Source organism: Pseudomonas sp. NBRC 111127 (assembly GCF_001320345.1).
GTDB lineage: Bacteria > Pseudomonadota > Gammaproteobacteria > Pseudomonadales > Pseudomonadaceae > Aquipseudomonas > Aquipseudomonas juntendi.
Genome location: NZ_BCBD01000141.1, coordinates 1 through 14,201, shown reverse-complemented (window position 1 = coordinate 14,201; position 14,201 = coordinate 1). Strand labels below are relative to the sequence as shown.

General features: G+C 64.2%; 15 protein-coding genes and 1 riboswitch. Of the genes, 1 reads left to right on the top strand and 14 read right to left on the bottom strand.

Translation table 11 applies throughout. From position 1 onward, the window contains the following. The 6 genes from APH30_RS21250 to APH30_RS21225 form a co-directional block, all read right to left on the bottom strand. Positions 1-366 (bottom strand): polyprenyl synthetase family protein (locus APH30_RS21250; protein WP_177333770.1); only part of this gene is annotated, 366 nt, incomplete at its 3' end. Then, the gene (locus APH30_RS21245) at positions 363-605 is read right to left on the bottom strand and encodes an exodeoxyribonuclease VII small subunit (protein ID WP_009685726.1); all 243 of its coding nucleotides are present in this window, start codon (positions 603-605) and stop codon (positions 363-365) included. The genes APH30_RS21250 and APH30_RS21245, both read right to left, overlap by 4 nt. 188 nt (positions 606-793) lie before the next feature. Then, positions 794-1,444, bottom strand: coding sequence for a 3,4-dihydroxy-2-butanone-4-phosphate synthase (gene ribB, locus APH30_RS21240; protein ID WP_054913680.1), 651 nt, complete (start codon positions 1,442-1,444; stop codon positions 794-796). Positions 1,445-1,524: 80 nt separating this feature from the next. Beyond that, positions 1,525-1,666: riboswitch (FMN riboswitch) on the bottom strand. A gap of 95 nt (positions 1,667-1,761) precedes the next feature. After that, complete coding sequence (locus APH30_RS21235; RefSeq protein WP_054913679.1) at positions 1,762-2,673, bottom strand: alpha/beta hydrolase; 912 nt, start codon at positions 2,671-2,673, stop codon at positions 1,762-1,764. An 81-nt stretch (positions 2,674-2,754) separates the two neighbouring features. Continuing rightward, positions 2,755-4,101 carry a sensor histidine kinase gene (locus tag APH30_RS21230; protein WP_054913678.1) on the bottom strand — a complete coding sequence of 449 codons (1,347 nt, stop codon included), beginning with the start codon at positions 4,099-4,101 and terminating at the stop codon, positions 2,755-2,757. Continuing rightward, on the bottom strand, positions 4,101-4,793 hold the full coding sequence (locus tag APH30_RS21225) for a response regulator transcription factor (protein ID WP_054913677.1): 693 nt from the start codon (positions 4,791-4,793) through the stop codon (positions 4,101-4,103). The genes APH30_RS21230 and APH30_RS21225 overlap by 1 nt, the downstream gene beginning before the upstream one ends. A 181-nt stretch (positions 4,794-4,974) precedes the next feature. Between APH30_RS21225 and APH30_RS21220 the strand changes: the two genes are divergently transcribed. Beyond that, positions 4,975-7,152, top strand: a complete 2,178-nt coding sequence (locus tag APH30_RS21220; protein ID WP_054913676.1) for a TonB-dependent siderophore receptor — start codon at positions 4,975-4,977, stop codon at positions 7,150-7,152. A gap of 284 nt (positions 7,153-7,436) precedes the next feature. Here the strand turns inward: APH30_RS21220 and APH30_RS21215 are convergent, their stop codons facing one another. From APH30_RS21215 to APH30_RS21180, 8 genes are all read right to left on the bottom strand, one after another. Beyond that, a complete protein-coding gene (locus APH30_RS21215; RefSeq protein WP_054913675.1) occupies positions 7,437-8,138 on the bottom strand; it encodes an XRE family transcriptional regulator in 702 nt (233 codons plus the stop codon). 176 nt (positions 8,139-8,314) lie between these two features. After that, positions 8,315-8,842 carry an inorganic diphosphatase gene (gene ppa / locus APH30_RS21210; protein ID WP_003255365.1) on the bottom strand — a complete coding sequence of 176 codons (528 nt, stop codon included), beginning with the start codon at positions 8,840-8,842 and terminating at the stop codon, positions 8,315-8,317. A gap of 93 nt (positions 8,843-8,935) precedes the next feature. After that, positions 8,936-9,751: a zinc-dependent peptidase gene (locus APH30_RS21205; RefSeq protein WP_054913674.1), complete on the bottom strand. Its 816-nt coding sequence runs from the start codon at positions 9,749-9,751 to the stop codon at positions 8,936-8,938. A 9-nt stretch (positions 9,752-9,760) separates the two neighbouring features. Beyond that, positions 9,761-10,408: a DedA family protein gene (locus APH30_RS21200; protein ID WP_009685738.1), complete on the bottom strand. Its 648-nt coding sequence runs from the start codon at positions 10,406-10,408 to the stop codon at positions 9,761-9,763. Between the two features lie 189 nt (positions 10,409-10,597). After that, the gene (locus APH30_RS21195; RefSeq protein ID WP_054913673.1) at positions 10,598-11,056 is read right to left on the bottom strand and encodes a GNAT family N-acetyltransferase; all 459 of its coding nucleotides are present in this window, start codon (positions 11,054-11,056) and stop codon (positions 10,598-10,600) included. 108 nt (positions 11,057-11,164) lie between these two features. Further along, positions 11,165-11,983, bottom strand: a complete 819-nt coding sequence (gene eutC, locus APH30_RS21190) for an ethanolamine ammonia-lyase subunit EutC (RefSeq protein ID WP_054913672.1) — start codon at positions 11,981-11,983, stop codon at positions 11,165-11,167. Between the two features lie 8 nt (positions 11,984-11,991). Beyond that, positions 11,992-13,386, bottom strand: coding sequence for an ethanolamine ammonia-lyase subunit EutB (locus tag APH30_RS21185; protein WP_029886281.1), 1,395 nt, complete (start codon positions 13,384-13,386; stop codon positions 11,992-11,994). Between the two features lie 46 nt (positions 13,387-13,432). Beyond that, the coding region (locus APH30_RS21180; protein WP_156326584.1) for an amino acid permease at positions 13,433-14,201 on the bottom strand (769 nt) is incomplete at its 5' end.

Sequence of the window (14,201 nt, the reverse complement as noted above, 5' to 3'; positions counted from 1 at the left end):
GCTGAACGCCAGGCTCTGCAACCCGTCACCGGCCAGGATGGCGCAGGCTTCGTCGAAGGCCTTGTGCGTGGTGGGCTGGCCCCGGCGCAGGTCGTCGTCATCCATGGCAGGCAGGTCGTCATGCACCAGCGAGTAGGCATGGATCAGCTCCACCGCACAGGCCGCGCCGTTGGCCTGTTCGGCCGGGGCACCCAGGGCTTCGCACGCGGCGTAGGCCAGCAGTGGCCGCACGCGTTTGCCGCCGTTCATCACGCTGTAGCGCATGGCGGCATAGAGGCGTTCGAGTTCTTTGGTCGGGGCGACGAACAGCGGTTCCAGGGCTGCATCCACCCGCCTCTGGCAACTGGCCTGGTAGCTGCCGATCATGCTTCGGGCTCCGCGTCGAAGGGCTGGGCAGCCAGCTCGCCGTCACGCTCCAGCAGAATTTGCACCTTCTGCTCGGCCTGTGCCAGGGCACCTTGGCATTCTCGGGTCAGCGCGATGCCTTGCTCGAAAGCGGCCAGCGACTCTTCCAGCGACAACTCGCCGTTCTCCAGGCGCTCGACCAGTGTTTGCAGGTCTGCGAGGGATTGCTCGAAATCAAGGGAGGATTTTTTGCGGGCCATGGCGACTGTCTCGGAGGCATTCAGAACGGCGCGACACTAGCAGAGCAGGGCGGGGGGAGCAAACTTCCGGGGCCGTGAGGTTGGTTTCACAGGCCCTTTCGCGGGCACGCCCGCTCCCACAGGTCCATCACAGCCTTCAAGCGCTGCGCAATACCTGTGGGAGCGGGCGTGCCCGCGAATTGGGCCTGTCAGGCCGGCTCGGCTTCCAGCGCCACCATCGCCTCCCGGTACCGCGCCAGCTCTTCAATGGTCAGCACCGGCAGATTGTACTGCCGCGCGTACACCGCCACCTGTTCGCCACGGGCCATGGTCCCGTCCGGGTTCATCAGTTCGCACAGCACCGCCGCCGGGCGCAGGCCGGCAAGGCGGGCCAGGTCCACCGAACCTTCGGTATGCCCGCGGCGGGTCAGCACGCCGCCATTGCGCGCACGCAGCGGGAACACATGCCCCGGGCTGACGATATGACGCTGTTCGGCGCTGGAACGCAGTGCCGCAGCAATGGTGGTGAGGCGGTCCTGGGCAGAAACCCCGGTGGTGATCCCTTCGGCCGCCTCGATGGTGACGGTGAAGCCGGTGCCATGGCGGGCCTGGTTGTTCTGCACCATGGGCGCCAGTTGCAACGCATCGACGGTGGCTTCGTCCAGGCACAGGCAGACGATACCGCTGCAATCGCGAATCATCATGGCCATGGTTTGCAGCGTAATGTTTTCGGCGGCGGCAATGATGTCCGCCTCGTCTTCGCGGTCGTCATCGTCCAGCAACAGGACAGGGCGCCCAGCCTTGAAGGCGGCGATGGCGGCGGAAACATTGGGGTAGTGCGCGTGGTGCTGGGTGGACATGAAACGCTCCTCGTGAATGATCGATGAACGTCTCGGGGCGAACAAAATGCGTGCGCAGGGGCGCCCGGATGGCCCCTGCCTGACGCCTTCTTTCATCCGGACTATGACCGTCGGCTCTGGAGTTGCACCAGATCTGCTGACCCCCGGCATGGCCGGGGCGCTCGCGGGCTCATCTTTCGATTTACCGCCGGTGGGGACTTTCACCCCGCCCTGAAGACCGCCACAGCATACCGCACGTGGCCACCCCGCTGGCAAGCCGCGGTTCTACGACCTTTGGCGGTAGCGTGGGGCGGGCGTTGTGGAAGGTGCTGACAGGCTTACCGCGACATCCCTTCAATCACCTGCTTCAGCGAAGCCGGCAACATAGGCCCATGCCCCAACCCGGCAAACCGCTCGAAACGAACCTGCAAGCCTGGCACCCTGGCCAGGCTTGCCACCAGCTCACGCGCCGGCTGCTCGACATCGCCTTGCACCTGCGTGCGCGGGTTCGCCGGCTCTTCACTGCCACGCATCAGCAACAGCCGCGGCCGGCTGCTTCCCAGGCGCTGCTCGAGCCCCTGTGCCTCACCCACGATCGCGCCGTTGTGCCACCATAGCGAAGGGCTGGCAGCCGCATAGTCGCTGAATGACCAAGGCCGGGTGAAAAGCGCATGCAAAACGGCCAGCCCGCCATAGGAATGCCCCCACAATGTCTGCCGTTGCAGGTCGATCGGTGCCACATTTGCCACCATCGCCCGCATGCGCCCGGTCAGCAGGTCCAGGAAAACGTCGGCACCGCCACTGGGCGCTCCGGTCAGTGGGTCAAGCTGTTCAGCCTGGCCAGGCACCGCCGGGGTGTAATCCCGGGTGCGCCCGGCACGGTCGATACGCTGCTCGGTCTGGTACCCCACCGCCACCAGCAATGGCGCCTGCCCTGCGGCAAGCCGGCCCAGCTGCTGGCCATCCAGTGCGCCCAGTGCGCCCAGCGCGGCATTGCCATCGAGCATCCACAGCACCGGGTAGCCCGCCGCTGGCGCCGGCTGGTTCGGTTTGCCGACCCACAGCCGGTAATGCCGCTGGCCGTCGGCCGAGTCCAGGTCGAGCTGAGTGAAGCGGTAGGCCAGGTCATGGCGCTGCAGCAGTGAGGTGTCCATCTTCTGCTCATGGTCGGGCTGCGCAAGGGCAACATGAGCAGCAAGCGGCTGTGCCAGGCACAGTGCCATCGTCACGGCCAGGGTCAACTTGCTCATCAGGCATCTCTTCAGGGCTTTGCAGGCGCGCAAAGCGGGAACAGCAAGATGATAATCAGTCCTGATTGAGGGTAAAGCGCATTAACTTTCTAAACAGTCCCGGGCCGCCGGCAAGGTCATGTGCAGGCACAGGCCTGGGTGGCCATTGCTGGCCCACAAGCGGCCACCCTGCAGTTCGATGGCGCGGCGGGCGATGGCCAGGCCCAGGCCAAAGCCAGCGCCACTTTCGGTCAGCCGCTGGTAAGGCTGGAAGATGCGCTCCAGGTCGGCGTGCGCGACCCCCGGCCCCTGGTCACTCAGGCGCAGGTGCCAGTAATCCCCCTCGCGCCAGCCATCCAGGCTGATCCGGCCTTCGGCGGGCGAGTGGCGAACGGCATTGCGGATCAGGTTTTCCAGGGCCTGGGCCAGGCTGTCGAGGTTGGCCTGCACCCGGCACGCGGTGCCCAGCGAACAAGGCAGGCGGCTTGGCGCCCAGCCACTTTCGAAACAGACGTCCTGGCACAAGGCTTCCCAGACGGCCACCATCAGCACCGGCTCGGTCGGCAGGCTGGGCTGTTCGGTGTCCAGCCAGGCCAGGTCCAGGGTGTCCTCCAGCAGCTTTTGCATGTCGGCGACTTCGCGGTCCAGGCGCTCGCGCAACTGCGGCGGCGGCAAGTCGCTGTCATGGGCGATGCGCAGCCGCGCCAACGGCGTGCGCAGCTCGTGGGACAGCGTACGCAGCAGCAGGCGCTGTTGCTCCAGGCTCTGGCGCAGGCGTACCGCCATGTGCTCGAAGGCTTGGGCCAGCTCACCCAGCTCATCGCGGCGCTCCTGCAACGGCAGCGCGGGGCTGTCGAGGTCGTCGGCCCGCAAGGCGTCGGCCCGGTCCCGCAGGCGGTTCAGGGGAACTACCAGATGGCGGTACAGGGCCAGGCCCAGCAACAGGGCAAGCAGGGTGGGGGCGACCCCATGGGTGATCAGGTGGGTCCAGGGCGTAAGGCCAGTGGGTAGCAGGCGTTCGGGTAATTGCATCACCAGCCGGCCGTTTTCGGGGTGTTGCGGGAACGCGATGCTGACGTACGGCAGTTCGTCCTGCAGGCGCCGGCTCATGGGCCAGTTCAGCTTGCGCATGAAGGTAAGGTGGCTGGCCTCCTCGGCGCTCAGTGGCGTGGTACCCAGGCTTTGCAGGTGGGGGCCGATCAAGGCTGCCCAGGTGCCTTCGGTACGTTGCAGCTGCCTGCGCCAGGCTTCGGCGCCCGTGGCGCCGCCTTGGTTCCAGGCGTGTTCGGCCTGTTGCGCGTAGCGCGCCAGGTATTGCTGGTCAGCCGGCGACAGGAAGTAGGTACTGCGTTCCACCGACAGCCCCCAGGTCCAGATCAGCCAGGTCAGCAGCAGACAGAAACCGACCTGCAACAGCGCCAGTTTCCACAGCAGGGGATGCCGCCGCATCAGGGCTGGTCCGTGTCTATCAGGATGTACCCTTGGCCCCTGACCGCCTGGATCTGCAGGTGCTGGGCGCTGATGTCGGCCAGCTTGCGGCGCAAGTTGCACACATGCACATCCAGGCCACGGTCCAGGCGCGTGTAGGCGCGGTGCAGCACGGTCTGGTAGAGGAAAGGTTTGCTCAACGCCTCGCCGGGGTGAGCCCGCAGCGTGGCCAGCAGGCGGAATTCGGATGCGGTCAGCCCGGCAGGCCTGCCCTGGTGAAGGGCGTCCTGGCGTTCATGGTCCAGCATCACTGCCCCCCCATCGGCCCGCAACGCCGGCCCGCGGTCGAGCGCCACGCGCCGCAGCAGGGCATCGACCCGGGCGTCGAGTTCGGCCAGGCTGAACGGCTTGGGCAGGTAATCGTCCGCGCCCCGGGTGAAGCCACTGATGCGATCCTGTTCGGCCCCCAGCGCCGACATCAGCATCACTGGCACCGCTTGCTGGTGGCGCAGTTCGTCCAGCAGGCTGAGGCCGTCGATGCCCGGCAGCATGATGTCCAGCAAAACCAGGTCGAAGCGTGATTGCCGTATGGCATTCAGGGCATGGCTGCCATTGGCGCAGGCCAGCACCTGAAACCCACGGTTGAAGAAATGGCGTTCCAGGTCCTGGCGCAGGCGTGGGTCGTCTTCGGCAAGGAGCAGTGAGGTGGGCACGTTGAGCCTTGAATGAGAATTTCTATCAGTTAGCCATCATCCCATTGACCGTGGGGCGAGGGCAACGCCGCAATGTGTTAAGAAGGTTAATCATGCTGCACCCCGGTTTTCGCTCCGGTATCTTCCGCAAAAAGCAATTTCTGTCGTTTGCGAATTATTATCAATTGGGCGAGGGTGTGTCATGAGCGGTTTGAACAGTGTGGGGGGCCCGCGACGGGTGCGGGGCTGGCTGGTAGTAGGGCTGCTGGCGCCCTTTTCGGTGTCGGCACTGGCTGAAACGGTAGCGACGCAGGCGGCCGGTGGTGGCAACTCGCTCGACCTGCCGGCACTGACCATCGAGGGCAACCGCCTGTACGACATGCTGCCTTCGCAGCAAACCGGCGGCTACAGTGTCGATGCTGCAACCGTGGGCACCAAGACCCCGGCGGCGCTCAAGGACATCCCGCAGTCGATCACCGTGTACACCCAGGATTACGTCAAGGATCGCCAGTTCGTGCACCTGGATGACCTGGCCAAGTACACCGCCGGCCTGCGGACCCTGACCAACGACAGTGGCCGCTCATCCATCTATGCCCGTGGCTACGAGTACAGCGAGTTCAATATCGACGGGCTACCGGCGCCCATGGCCAGCATCTTCGGTACTGTGCCATCGCTGGCAGCGTTCGACCGGGTCGAAATCATGCGCGGCCCGGCGGGGCTGTTCAGCAGCACCAGCGAGCTGGGCGGCATCGTGAACATGGTGCGCAAGCGCCCCACCGCCGAGTTCCAGGGCCACCTCGAAGGCAGCTATGGCACATGGGACACCAACCACGAAGAACTCGACCTGAGCGGGCCGCTGGACGATGCGGGTCGTGTGCGTGGGCGCTTCATCGCTTCGCGTGATGACACCAATGGCGAGGTCGACTACAACGCCAACACCAGCAATAGCTACTATGGCGCCCTGGACATCGACCTGAGCGACGCTACTGCCGTGTCGTTCGGCCTGATGCACGAAGTGAAGAACATCACCCCGCATAATGGCTACCCGGCCACCTTGTCGGGTGAGGTGCCCGACTTCAGCCATTCACGCTTCCTCGGGGCCGACTGGAACTACTTCGACGGCAAGACCACCGACCTGGTCGCCGAACTGACCCACCGCTTCGACAACGGCGGTTACGGCCGTATTGCCGCCCGTGGCTCCCACCGCGACACCCAGTACCTGTACGCCTTCACCGCCACCAACGCCACTACCGGTGGCAATTCCGAGCGTGCCAGCGCCCGCGATTTCACGCAGGACACCTACTCGCTGGACGCCAGCTACAGCCAGCCGTTCGAGACCTTCGGCCAGGTCAGCGAGTTCGTGGTCGGCAGCGACTACAAGAACTACGACACCGAGTACCTCAATGGCACGACCAACCTGGGCGCCATCAACGTCAACACCTACTCGCCAAAGCAGTTTGCCAAGCCGTCGCCCAACTACAGCGCCGAAACCGGTATGCAGGAAGAGGAATATGGCCTGTACTCCAAGGTTACCTTCCGCCCCGTCGAGCGCCTGGCGCTGATCGCCGGTGGGCGTTTCAGCTGGTACCGCGGTGACTTCTACACCACCACCCTCGGCAGTGGCGCCAGCACCAACGACAGCAAGCGCGTCGACGGCCACTTCACCCCATACGGCGGCGTGGTCTACGACCTCACCGACACCCACGCGCTGTACGCCAGTTATTCGCAGGTGTTCAAGCCGCAGTCAGCCACCGACAGCAGCGGCCGGGTGTTGAAGCCGCGGGAAGGCGAGCAGTATGAATTCGGCTTGAAAAGCAGCTACTTCGGGGGCGACCTGAACACGCGGTTGTCGGTATTCCGCCTGACCGACAAGCACCGTGCTACCACCCTGTACGACGCCGACGGCGTGGCGACCACCGACTCGGTAGCCGCCGGTAAAACCCGGGTCAAGGGCGCGGAAGTGGAAGTAAGCGGCAAGCTGACGCCGAACTGGGAACTGCTGGCCGGCTACACCTGGATGGAAACCGAAACCGTCAAGGGCGATGCCGAGACCACGTTCTTCATCATGCCGCGCAACCAGGCCTCATTGTGGAGCAAGTACACCATCAGCCAAGGCCCGTTGAACGGCCTGGCAATCGGGGGCGGTATTTCGGCGATGAGCAACTTTTACGCCGAGAACGGTGGCGTGCGCATCGATGCGCCAGGGTATGCCACGGTGGATGCGATGCTGTCGTACCCGGTCACTTCGCAGCTGACCGCCACATTCAACGTCAACAACCTGTTCGACCGCGATTACTTGTCGCGCGTGGGCTCGACGTCGACCTTCAACTTCTATGGGCCGTCGCGCAGCATGATGGTGGGCGCGCGCTATGACTTCTGAGGGTTGCTCTGGCTGAAAGCGCTCTGCCCGGGCGGGCAGGCAAGTATGCGGGGGCATTAAAAAGCCGGCTTGTGGCCGGCTTCTCGGGGACGCTTCCGACTAATTTATGGTAAGCCGCAATCGCCTTAACTGTGTGGCCACAAGGGCCTGAAAGAGATGGCAGACACCCGTGTGAGATGTCGCCGAGCCCTCTGGACTGCGGCTTGCGCCGGTCGGGGCTGAATGTGCGGCGTAGCATACAAGGGCACGCTCTGGATGCCCAGCAAAAAATGGCACAGGGTGTTTCAACCGGGCCGCTGCTGGCGAAAATACGACCAGTGGAACACCCAGCCAAGCACTTCCAGGCCCTGCGCCTGGCGCTGCGCCGGGGTATAGCGCTCAACCGCATAGTTGCGCCGGTCATGGCTGTGCAGGTACAGCGTGCCATGTTGGCCGAGGCTGAGTGTATTCACCCTCAGCGCGCCGTTGTGCAGCAAGGCGTAGGTTTCGCCCTCGAACACCTGGGTCATGCTCACGTCGATCACCAGCACCGCCTCCTGCGGGATCAGCGGCAGCATGTTGCTGTCGGGCATCGTCACGCTGATTGCATCGTCGGCCCGAACCCCCAACCCCTGCAGCGCTTTTGCCGGCAGGCGCAGGTGTTTGCTGGCGACTGGGCTGAGCAGGCCGTCATGCAGTTCGTAGTACGGCACCTTGACCAGCCGGCCATGGTCCACCAGCAGCGGGGACGGCGGGGGCGTGTGCAACTTTCGCGGCCGGGCGTTGCGCAGGATCGGGCTCGGGTGCTTGGGCCCTTCGCCCGTGTGCAGCCAGCGGCGATGCACACAGAACAGGTCGGCCATTTCGTCCAGCCGTGCCAGGGGTACGCCGCGCTTGACCCAATTGTTGACGTGCTGCGGTGTGACGCCGCGTTGGGCAGCGAAATCGGAAGGGGTAAGGCCGCATTCGTGAAGCAGGGCCCTGAGGCGGTCACCGGAGGTCTTCATGCCAGCGAGTGTAGCGGCGCGGTGCCAGCAAGGATATCAACTTGATGTTGACGGGGCTTGTATGAAAAGTGGCTGGTTGTAGGGCACAGCTGTAGGGCTGTGTAGGAGTATTCGCCGAGCACAGCGATTGGCCATAAAAAAACCCCGCCATGGCGGGGTTCTTCCTGCAACCGGTATCAGCCCTTGTAGGCAGCTACCGATTTGGTGATCGCGGCACGGGCAGCGTCAGCGCCTTCCCAGCCTTCGATCTTGACCCACTTGCCCTTCTCGAGGTCTTTGTAGTTGGCAAAGAAGTGCTCGATCTGCTGAATCAGCAGGGCTGGCAGGTCGGTGTATTCCTTCACGTCGACGTACAGCTGCGACAGCTTGTCGTGAGGAACCGCGATGACCTTGGCGTCGCCGCCGCCGTCGTCGGTCATGTTCAGTACGCCAACCGGGCGGGCGCGGATAACCGAGCCTGGGGCGACCGGGTACGGGGTAACGACCAGCACGTCGAGCGGATCACCGTCGTCCGCCAGGGTGTTCGGGATGAAGCCGTAGTTGGCTGGGTAGAACATCGGGGTAGCCATGAAGCGGTCGACGAACAGCGTGTCGCTGTCCTTGTCGATCTCGTATTTGATCGGCGCGTGGTTGGCCGGGATCTCGATGGCGACGTAGATGTCGTTCGGCAGGTCTTTGCCCGCCGGAATCTTGCTGTAGCTCATTGGGCAGTGCCCCCGTGTTTGACCAAAAAAGTGGCGGCGATTATAGGCACATTCTGCCGGGGCATGCCACGCCTGGCCTGATGTGCGGCCGCGTCAGGCGTGGCTTTCGCGGTAGTCGGGGTGCTCGGCCTGAAGCCGGCGCAGGCGCGCCAGCGGGTCTTGCCGGTAGAACAGCGCCAACTGCTGATAGACCAATGGATAGGCCTGATGGAGCAGGTCGGGGGCACTAAAGAAGTATTCGCTGGTGACGGCAAAAAACTCGGCAGGGTTCTCTGCCGCATAGGGGTCGATGGCGGTTTCGGCGTCGGGGTTGGCATCGAGCTGGCGGTTAAGGTCGTCGTAGGCCTGTTGCATGGCGGTGGCCCACTCGGCCACGGGCATGCCGCTGTGCAGCGGCGGCAGGCCGTTGGCATCGCCATTGAGCATGTCGAGCTTGTGCGCCAGTTCGTGGATGACCAGGTTGTAGGCCTCCCAGCCGCCACTGGCCAGTACGCCGTTCCAGGCCAGGATGATCGGGCCCTGCTGCCAGGCCTCGCCACTGTGCTCGCCGTCCCACACGTGCTCCACGCCACTGGCATCGCGGTGGCGCTGCGGGCTCTTGAAGTCGTCGGGGTAGAGCACGATTTCGTGAAAGCCCTGGTACCAGTTCAGTTCGCCCAGGTGCAGCAGTGGCAGTTGCGCCTGGGCGGCGAGCAGCAGCCGCTGCTGGTCGCCCAGTTCAACGCCCGGCAGGCACGTGAGGTGCTTGTCGAGCAGGAACAGGATGCAGGCTTCGCGCAGCCAGTGGTCTTCTTCGTCGGTGATGCCGTCCAGCATCGGCAGGCATTCGCGTACGGCCTGCCATTGCTGTGACGTGATCGGGTAGCGTGCCAAGGCCCGCTTGCGCCGCCAGGCGCGGAACGACCACATACTGGCCGGTCAGTGCGCCTTGGCCGCGCGGCCCAGGCGGGTACGCAGCAGGCCGAGGATCATCGGTACCAACGAGAGGATGATGATGCCCACCACCATCAGCGACAGGTGTTGCTTGATGAACGGCACGTTACCGAAGAAGTAGCCCAAGGTGACCAGGCCACCTACCCACAGCAACGACCCGGCCACGCTGAAGCCCAGGAAGCGCGGGTAATGCATGTGGGCAATACCGGCCACGAATGGGGCGAAGGTGCGCAGAATGGGCAGGAAGCGCGCCATGGTCACGGTCTTGCCGCCGTGGCGCTCGTAGAAGTCGTGGGTCCGCTGCAGGTAATCGCGACGGAAGATCTTCGAATTGGGGTTGTTGAACAAACGTTCGCCTGCCGTGCGCCCGATCACGTAGTTGGTGCTGTCGCCCATGATTGCAGCAGCCATCAGCAGGCCGGCCAGCAAGACCGGGTCCATGCCGCCGCCTGCGGCTACGGCGCCGGCGATGAACAGCAACGAATCGCCCGGCAGGAAGGGCATCACCACCAGCCCGGTTTCACAGAAAATCACGGTAAACAGGATGGCGTAGATCCAGGGGCCGTAATTGGTGACCAGCAAATCGAGGTAGGCATCGAGATGCAGGATAAGGTCGAGCGGGTTGAAATCCATGTACAGCACCTGTGTTCTTGGGCGTAGGCTCGGTTTACCGGCGGATGGGTAAATTTTCACACATGACAGGTGGGCCATTATACGGCTAAGTGACGATCATGCCCGGGGAGTTTGTAGCGGGGGGTTACTGCACGCGGTAGTGCCGTATCCGCCCCTGGGCGGGCTTGCCCGCGCAGGGGCGGACGCAGGTCAATCCTGGTTGATGGACAGGATGTAGCTCTTGAACTCGGTATCTTCACGAAAACCGATGGACTCGTAGGTCTTGTGCGCCGTCTCATTGTTGCTGCTTGTGGACACCCGCATGCGCACGGCGTTGGTTTCCTTGGCCATTTTCTTCGCTTCGCGCATCAGGTGGTCGGCTACCAGCATGCGCCGGGAGTCTTCGGCCACGTAGATATCGTTGAGAATCCATACCCGCTTCAGCGACAGCGACGAGTAGCTCGGGTACAGCTGGCAGAAGCCCAGCAGCTTGTTGTCGTCATCATCGGGGAGCGCCAGGTAGATCACCGATTCGTCCCGCTGCAGGCGTTTTTCCAGGAAGCTGCGCGAGCTGTCGGGATAGGGCAGTTGCCCATAGAATTCACGGTATTTGACGAACATAGGCGTCAACAGGTCGAGGTGTTCCAGTTTTGCCTTGATGATGCGCATGTGCGGCCCTCAGAGTCCATTAGGGAAAACAGCGGATTGCCAGCAGCTTCGAGGGCATGCTGCCCCAAGCCCGGCCCGCGGCGCAATCCGCTTTGCATGACAGGGTGTTCAGCCCTCGCCAAGCAGGAAGTTGCCTCGCTGCGCGGGGCCATGTTCGCTGTCGATGCTATGGACCTCGGCTTCGTCCTTCAGATTCACCCCCGACAGCTGGCGCCGGCAGGCTTCACGCATCAGGTACAGCAGGCGGTGTGCGGCCATGCCATAACTCAAGCCCTCCAGGCGTACGTTGGAAATGCAGTTGCGGTAGGCATCGGTCAGGCCGACCTTTGGCGCATAGGTGAAATACAGCCCCAGGCTGTCGGGCGAACTGAGCCCGGGCCGCTCGCCGATCAGCATCACTGTCATGCGCGCGCCCAGCAGTTCACCCACCTCATCGGCCACTGCCACGCGGCCCTGCTGCACCAGCACCACCGGTGCGCTGGTCCAGCCGTCGGCGGCGGCCTGTTCCTCGAACCGGCTTAGCAACGGCAGGGTATGCCGGTGCACGGCAAGCGCCGACAGGCCATCGGCAACCACGATGGCCAGGTCGACCCCACCTGGGTTGGCCTGGGCGTGCTGGCGCAGGGTGGCGACCGATGCTTCGTCCAGGCGCCGGCCCAGGTCGGGCCGTTGCAGATATTCGTGGCGGTCGCTGGCGGCGCTGTGCAGCACCAGGCTTTCCCGGCCGCGTTCAGCCAACTGGGTAGCCAGGCCAGCGTGGTCGAACGCCAGGTGCACGGCATCACGGGCCTGGGCATGGGCGAACTGGAAGTCCAGTTGGGCCCCGGTCGGCAGGCTGGTACCGCTGCGGCCCAGGGCGATACGCGCCGGGGTCAGCGTGCGCAGGGCCAGCCAAGGGTTTTCAGGGGTAGGGGTGCGATGGTCCATGGTGATCCCTATGCAAGCTGTGCCAAGGCCTGGCGGAACGCCGGCGGCAGGTTGTCACCGAAGCGCACCCGGCCATCGGCCTGGGTGAAGATGCCGGTGCGGGCCAGCCATGCCTCGAATTCCGGCCCGGGCTTCAGGCCCAGGGTCTGGCGCGCGTAGAGCGCGTCGTGGAACGAGGTGGTCTGGTAGTTGAGCATGATGTCGTCGGAACCGGGGATACCCATGATGAAGTTGATCCCGGCCACACCCAGCAGGGTCAGCAGGGTGTCCATGTCGTCCTGGTCGGCCTCGGCGTGGTTGGTGTAGCAGATGTCGCAGCCCATCGGCACGCCCAGCAACTTGCCGCAGAAGTGGTCTTCGAGGCCGGCGCGGATGATCTGCTTGCCGTTGTACAGGTACTCCGGGCCAATGAAACCGACCACGGTGTTGACCAGGAACGGCTTGAAGTGGCGGGCCACGGCATAGGCGCGGGTTTCGCAGGTTTGCTGGTCGACCCCGTGGTGGGCATTGGCCGACAGCGCACTGCCCTGGCCGGTTTCGAAGTACATCAGGTTCTGCCCCAGGGTGCCGCGCTTGAGCGAAAGGCCGGCTTCGTAACCCTCCTGCAGCACGTTCAGGTTGATGCCGAAGCCCGCATTGGCCGCTTCGGTACCGGCGATGGACTGGAACACCAGGTCCAGCGGCACGCCGCGGTTGATCGCTTCGATGGAGGTGGTGACGTGGGTCAGCACGCAGGACTGGGTGGGTATGTCGTAGCGCTGGATGATGGCATCGAGCATTTCCAGCAGGGCGCAGATCGAGGCAATGCTGTCGGTTGCCGGGTTGATGCCGATCATGGCATCGCCGTTGCCGTACAACAGGCCGTCGAGAATGCTGGCGGCAATGCCGGCCGGCTCGTCGGTCGGGTGGTTGGGCTGCAGGCGGGTCGACAGGCGCCCGCGCAGGCCCATGGTGCCGCGAAAACGGGTGACCACACGTATTTTTTGCGCCACCAGCACCAGGTCCTGCACGCGCATGATCTTCGATACCGCCGCCGCCATTTCCGGGGTCAGCCCCGGCGCCAGGGCGCGCAGGCTGTCCTCGTTGGCCTCTTCACTCAGCAACCAGTCACGCAGGCCGCCGACGGTGAGGTGGCTGACCGGCGCAAATGCCTGGGCATCGTGGCTGTCGATGATCAGCCGGGTGACCTCGTCGGCTTCGTAGGGGATCAGGGCTTCGTTGAGAAAATGCGTCAGCGGGATATTGGCCAAGGCCATCTGCGCGGCTACGCGCTCGCCGTCGTTGCTTGCCGCAACGCCTGCCAGGCAGTCCCCGGAGCGCGCCGGGCTGGCTTTGGCCATGACATCCTTGAGGCTGTCGAAGCGGTAGACCAGGTGGCCGACCGTGTGTACGAAACTTGCCATACAGAATCTCCAGAGCCGCGGGTTGCCCCGCGGCGGGTGGCGCCGGTCAGTGCAGAGCCTCTTCGGCCTGCTGGATCGCGGCGAATTCCTCTTCCGGGGTGCCCGCTACCAGGTGGTGGCGGCTGTAGAAAGCAAAGTAGGCAATTAATACCGCATAGATCACTGCGGCGCCAATCACCACGCGCGGGTCCACCAGGAAACCGGCGACCACGGCGATGCACGCCAGCACCAGGGCCAGGCCTGAGGTGAAGATGCCGCCAGGGGTACGGTACGGGCGCTCCATCTTCGGCCGGCGGATGCGCAGGGTGATATGCGCGGCCATCATCAGCACGTACGACAGCGTAGCGCCGAACACCGCCACCAGGATCAGCAGGTCGCCTTGGCCAGTCAGCGACAGCGCAAAACCGATGATGCCAGGAATGACCAGGGCCATGACCGGCGCCTTGCTCTTGTTGGTTTCCGACAGCTTGCGCGGCAAGTAGCCGGCGCGGGAAAGGGCGAAAATCTGCCGGGAATAGGCGTAGATGATCGAGAAGAAGCTGGCGATCAGGCCGGCCAGGCCGACCAGGTTGACGAAGCTGCCCATCCAGGTAGCGCCGCCGTAGGCTTTGGCCAATGCTTCGACCAGGGGGTTGCCGGAAGCTTTCAGCGCCTCGGAACCCGCGCCGCCAGGGCCGACCACCAGGATCAGCAGGGCAAAGGCCAGCAGCACCAGCATGGCGCCGATCAGGCCGCGTGGCAGGTCACGCTTGGGGTTCTTGGTTTCTTCGGCGGCCAGCGGCACGCCTTCGACGGCGAGGAAGAACCAGATGGCA

Coding starts and splice junctions, on each gene's coding strand:
- APH30_RS21245 (WP_009685726.1), bottom strand. CDS start 605: ATGGCCCGCAAAAAATCCTCCCTTGATTTCGAGCAATCCCTCGCAGAC.
- ribB (WP_054913680.1), bottom strand. CDS start 1,444: ATGTCCACCCAGCACCACGCGCACTACCCCAATGTTTCCGCCGCCATC.
- APH30_RS21235 (WP_054913679.1), bottom strand. CDS start 2,673: ATGAGCAAGTTGACCCTGGCCGTGACGATGGCACTGTGCCTGGCACAG.
- APH30_RS21230 (WP_054913678.1), bottom strand. CDS start 4,101: ATGCGGCGGCATCCCCTGCTGTGGAAACTGGCGCTGTTGCAGGTCGGT.
- APH30_RS21220 (WP_054913676.1), top strand. CDS start 4,975: ATGAGCGGTTTGAACAGTGTGGGGGGCCCGCGACGGGTGCGGGGCTGG.
- APH30_RS21215 (WP_054913675.1), bottom strand. CDS start 8,138: ATGAAGACCTCCGGTGACCGCCTCAGGGCCCTGCTTCACGAATGCGGC.
- ppa (WP_003255365.1), bottom strand. CDS start 8,842: ATGAGCTACAGCAAGATTCCGGCGGGCAAAGACCTGCCGAACGACATC.
- APH30_RS21205 (WP_054913674.1), bottom strand. CDS start 9,751: ATGTGGTCGTTCCGCGCCTGGCGGCGCAAGCGGGCCTTGGCACGCTAC.
- APH30_RS21200 (WP_009685738.1), bottom strand. CDS start 10,408: ATGGATTTCAACCCGCTCGACCTTATCCTGCATCTCGATGCCTACCTC.
- APH30_RS21195 (WP_054913673.1), bottom strand. CDS start 11,056: ATGCGCATCATCAAGGCAAAACTGGAACACCTCGACCTGTTGACGCCT.
- eutC (WP_054913672.1), bottom strand. CDS start 11,983: ATGGACCATCGCACCCCTACCCCTGAAAACCCTTGGCTGGCCCTGCGC.
- APH30_RS21185 (WP_029886281.1), bottom strand. CDS start 13,386: ATGGCAAGTTTCGTACACACGGTCGGCCACCTGGTCTACCGCTTCGAC.